Origin of the sequence: cf. Phormidesmis sp. LEGE 11477, assembly GCF_015207105.1 — a bacterium.
GTDB lineage: Bacteria > Cyanobacteriota > Cyanobacteriia > Phormidesmidales > Phormidesmidaceae > Phormidesmis.
On record NZ_JADEXO010000199.1, the window covers coordinates 1 to 5,285 of the forward strand.

Here is a 5,285-nt window from a genome sequence, read left to right on the forward strand (position 1 = left end):
GTCAACTGGATAAACGATGTGCCGCTAGCCAGGACACGGACTTCCCGGTTCAAAGCATTGGAATCGGCATAACCCGCTATCTATATAGGATTTAGAGGCTTTCCCATGAGTTCGCCAACAGTGTCCGACCGTTTGTGTGACACCTTGTAAGAGCGTAGGACGATCAACGAATTTATTGCGTTTTAGCTGTCTTATAACTTGTTTTATTTTCTATGTGCCATTATTAGAATAGATTAACGAGTTTTGACACAAAGATATGAAGGTTGGCTACGCACGGGTTTCTACTTTTGAGCAAAACCTAGACTTGCAGATGAATGCACTGGAGAAGGAAGGGTGCGATCGCATCTTCTGTGACCAGGGCGAGAGTGGCGCGAAGGGCAGTCGCCCGGAATGGGATAACTGCCTCGATCATCTCAGGAAAGGTGACACGCTTGTTATCTGGAAGTTAGATCGGGCTAGCCGCTCGACGAAGCACTTGATAGAGCTGGCAGAGGACTTAAAGCAACGAGGCGTCAAGCTAAAGAGCTTGAAAGAGCAAATCAACACTGCCTCTGCGATGGGTAAGTTCTTCTTTCGGATGACGGCGTCGATCGCAGAGCTAGAGCGAGACATCATCCGCGAGCGTACGCTTGCAGGGTTGGCAGCAGCGCGAGCGCGAGGACGTAGGGGCGGCAGAAAGAAGAGCATTACTGAAGGGCAGAAGCTAGAAGCACAACGTCTAGCTGAAATCGGTGAGCTGAGTATCACAGATATCTGTGCGAAGGTTGGCATCAGCCGAGCCAGCTACTACCGTCTTGTTGCTCCGTAGACAGCTGTATTAGTAACTGTTTTGAAAAAAACGAGATTGATCTGAATAGACTACGCACACTGCATCTCGCACCATATCTTTGAGAAATCGTGCTTTGCAAGGTCTTGTTGTCTAATCCAGAAATATAATCTGCCAGTATCTCCAAACTCCCAACCCACCTTATCGTCACTGTCTATCTGTAGCAGTAGCTGCCAATCTTCTACCCCTTTTTCTATGGACGGCGACTGTTTTGCGTAGCCGCTAATACCGTTGAACCTAAGCTGGCATAGGCGTTCCATCGGTTCCTGCATAGGACCATCATATCCAAGAAGCCGATGCTCAATGCTACAGGCGACTGTCGGTAGACGTATGCCAAATTCTTCTTTCAATACCTCGATAAGTCTTTGCCAGTATTGAATATCTTCACTTACATCTTTGAGTTCAGGGCCTGGAAGACTAATCATCCATTCTTCCTCAAAGGAAAGGCTACAGTGAGGGAATAGTTCGCCCTTGTATTCGTTTTTGCTAATCGGTTTGACAGCTAGCTCCTCTGTAGCGTCCAGGTATACACAGCGCCAAGCTCCTTTTGAACTCACCTCATATCCCCCAGGATAATTGATGAGATCATAGAAAAAAAGTAGTACGCCATCGCTTGGTAGTCCGCATGTAGTGGCTATGGAGGAAAGCTCGCGTAGATGAATCTGACCAAGATACGTCAGAGGTTCAACAGTATCCTGACTAAGCTTTGTTTGTAGCTGTGTGATTCTATCTCTACGGTAGCTCTCAGCCATATACTGATCTGCACGTGTTTCTTGCAGCTGAGACTCCCAATACAATCGTGCATCCCATGCTGGGAGACTAAACGAAGGAGGAACATCAGGCCTTCCTCCAAAATGAGAATGACTCAATCCAGCCTCTAACTGAGGTTGAATACGCACAGATGGTTTCAGAAGCTTTATTACTTCATCAGCATACTGACGATAGCTAGATTCTCTGAGGAACTGATATACCTGCTCTTTCATACACATTTGCAGATCACTACATACAGCGCTCGAATGATCTCATTAAACCTTACACGTTTCGAGAAATCTATTCTGAGACATGGATGTAGACACGCTTTTCGCATGGTTCAAAAGGTCTGAATTTTGAGAAGGTTATTTGTACTATGAAAAATAGACCAGCGAAAGTTTTCTAAACAATGAGTTTCAGACGAGCCTATTTAGGCTTTCAGAAGCCCAAACTATGGTGAGAGGAGCGCTTATTGAAAAACGATTAGATAAGAAGCTAGTACTTGACCTCTGTGACTATGATAAGCACACGATTTCTAAAGTGCTTTCGCAGCAATGCTTATAGAACTGACAGCCTGGCATTTCTTGCGAGGTAGAGCGCTAGTCGTCAACTGTGTAAGCTGGGTCAGTTCGAGCAACAAGGCTTATTCTATCCTTTTTTGTGAGGTAACTACAGACGCGTATCCCCCACAAAAAAGGACAGAAAGCCTACTAAATGTAAGCATCCTGCCCCTCTTAAATCTCTAGAACTTTCAAATGATGATTTAGAGATCTAACTCACCAAGATATTATCAGGCATCCTTCGATCTTTCAATCAGTCTATGAGTCGAAAAACTGTAGAAATTTATACTCCTCAATCTCACTGGAGAAAGGGTGTTTCCCGTTTCCACTGCTATCTGCCCACTGATTCCAAAGTTGTGCAGCTAAGTCGCTAGCAACTTTTGCTAGTTCGCTTGGAACAGATTCCTTATAAGCGTTTTGGGTTAGAAATTCGTCTATAAAAGCAAATACTTTGTTAGCTGTGTCTTGACTGTGAATGCGTCTTCTAAACAAGTCAGCTCTGGTTGAGTTCCAACCAGAGAATGGGTTGATATCTTCCTTTAAATCCGGTTTAGAAGAATTGTTACGCGCCATATTTGCCACTCTAGCGATATCGTATAAACAGTCCGGCATCATTCGAACATAGCCCGAACGGATAGTGATATCAAGAGCAATAATACAAGAGCAGAGTGCTTTAGACAAATTTTTATCCTTGAGATGAATCTCTCCGGCTAGTAGGAAGATATTGACACTAGCCCAGGTTTTCTCCGTATCTACATAACTAAGATCGAATAGTTTATTTGCAAAAATCTGTCCATAGTCATCACTCACGTGAAGCGCGACGTTATACAGTTGTCTTGCTCTTGGCCTATCTCCAAGGCGTAGACACATACGTCCCGCGAATCCTAGCCACTGAGAAGCTCTTCTTCTATGCCCAATTCTTAAGGAATAGTGCGCAGCTTGTAGTAACAAGCTGGTGGAATGCGTGTACAGGCTGTTGTCAGTGTCACCTGGTTTTGGATTGGAGTAGAAGTCTAAAATTCCAGTAATTGCGAATAGCTGTGATAAAACCAAGTACACGTCAAAATCGATGCTGCCAACTTTCCTAATATAATTTTCTAGCGGTTCAACATTGACTCTTGTATTGTTACTGTCTTTAACTAATCTTCTTCCTGCGAGGAAAGTTTTATCCCCAGATATTAGCTTATGTGACATGTCACAAGCCTCTGCGTATGTCGAAAGGACGTATGAATACGGGTTTTCTTCGCTTCCTTCTATGTTTTCCCTCATGGAATGATATAACTCTCCGGCTTCAACTACTTTCCCCTTCGATAGCTGCGTGTGAACCAGCATCAGTCGGAGCATATCTTGCCTGTTCTCAATAATTCTGAAGTTCTTTCTATATATCGGCTGCCTTGAGATTCTTCGTTTCTCCTGAAAATAATTGGAGATATCGTCGATAGTTTCTTTAATACCTTCTTCCAAATCTTCTTCTGCTGCACCACTATTGAAGAGCTGTGGCGTATACTCGTACAAAAACTTTCTCAGTGTGTAGAATTGTTCTCCAAACTGTGCAGATTTTGCACAAACACTATGATATGTTTCCAAATTAGCTTTCTTGCGACGTATCCAACGTTCTACCGCATCTGAAGTTGCGCTCAGTATACCTATAATGGTATTCGATGTTACCCACCACCCCTCATATACATCTTCTGTTTTTAAAGGCTGAGCATTTCTCAAATCAGAGGAAGCAGCGATGCTGGTAGGATCATCCTCAGACAAAGCTATAGATATTCTAGCTAAGCTCTTTTCTGTCCGACCGGTCGCTCGGATAGAGAAGCCTGATATTCCCAATGGATATCCCAACCCTAACTTCATTGCTATCAGCATGTTCTCAACATGAGTGGCAGTAGAGCTGTACCTAATAGAAACCGCTTGCTGTATAGTTTTTTCTAATTTATATTTTTCTCCTGTCTCTTGATGGGTTGCTTCTTTAAGCTCCCATCGGTATCTGATTTTTGCTTCTAGGCAAGGATTGGATACCATATTGAGAGCTGTATCCTCTTTATCTAATATTTCAGATAAAGGGTCCTCCAGATTGTTGGGCCATAGCAGCGCCAGTAGTTCCTCTTCCGCTTTTTTACTAATGTCCTCTAATTCTTCGGCCAGATATTCAATGCCCCTAGTAGTCTCATCTGGTTTTTCATTGTCTGCTTGAGCTTTCTTCGCAGCCTGGTGAGCTAAGTTGCTTAGGCTTTCAGAAAGAGCCTTAAATTGACAATCTACTATTCGTAACTTTGATCTCCCACCAGAGCCGAGTAGGTTGTGTTCCAATATGCTCTGGTAGAGCTCAAACAGCTCTGATTGTACAAACTCTATCTTTCCAGAAAGCACTAGCTTTCCTACAGCTCTTCGGTATTTCTCTATAACCTCGCTTTCGTGACTCTGAAGAGGGTTTCCCTTAGGCCAATCCAGAACTTCTAGTAGAGGCAACTTCTCTACATGAGCCTTTGGGTTTGGCTGTCCGAGATCGAGGACCTTGTCTAAGATCTGGTTCGTAATATACACGCGCACAGTAGCATCGAAAATCCATTGACTTTCGAGCCGATGCATTACTCGCCTTATCTGAGGGTCGTCTGAATAAGTTTCTGTAGGCTTAGAAATCTTTTCAGGAATGAAACCAGCTGATAAAAGAAGACGATTAGGCCCGTCCTTACGAAGTTGCTTACGCTGAGCGATATCGGCAGTTCTTTTAAGATCCTGACGTTCTGTGTCTGATAGATAGGCCCATAGATTCAATATATCGGAGCGGCTTATCGGTAGGGTTTTCTGCTTACCTTCTGACTGCTCGTCACTACTTTCTACTTTCTTAAAATTGTTGAGGGCAGTCTTAGAAACCCCTAAAGCCTTTCCAATCTCTTCCCAGCTCGCATTACAGCTTTTTTTTAGCGATTCAAGCTCTTTTAGAAACTTGATCCATATCTCTGCTTGTGCTCTTGCATGTAGGTCCTTACTATCCTCGTATAAACTCATTTGCTCAGAACGGGGTTTGAGTAGTAACGGAACAGAAAACCCCGCTAAGGCTGCAACCTTTAATACGTATAGCTTCTAGCCCTCAAAATTGGCAGCATCCTGAGGAATCATCTTCAGACAAGGATTGATTTCATCGA

At 43.6% G+C, this 5,285-nt stretch carries 3 protein-coding genes; 1 reads left to right on the forward strand and 2 read right to left on the reverse strand.

Annotated elements, in window-relative coordinates; all coding sequences use genetic code 11:
• Positions 1–256: 256 nt before the first annotated feature.
• Positions 257–808 (forward strand): recombinase family protein, encoded by a 552-nt coding sequence (locus IQ256_RS28245; protein ID WP_193859016.1) that lies wholly within the window; start codon positions 257–259, stop codon positions 806–808.
• Between the two features lie 50 nt (positions 809–858).
• On the opposite strand, the gene IQ256_RS28250 is transcribed toward IQ256_RS28245, so the two are convergent.
• A complete protein-coding gene (locus IQ256_RS28250) occupies positions 859–1,815 on the reverse strand; it encodes a YwqG family protein (protein WP_370623570.1) in 957 nt (318 codons plus the stop codon).
• Between the two features lie 579 nt (positions 1,816–2,394).
• Positions 2,395–5,148 carry a hypothetical protein gene (locus IQ256_RS28255; RefSeq protein ID WP_193859018.1) on the reverse strand — a complete coding sequence of 918 codons (2,754 nt, stop codon included), beginning with the start codon at positions 5,146–5,148 and terminating at the stop codon, positions 2,395–2,397.
• Positions 5,149–5,285 lie beyond the last annotated feature (137 nt).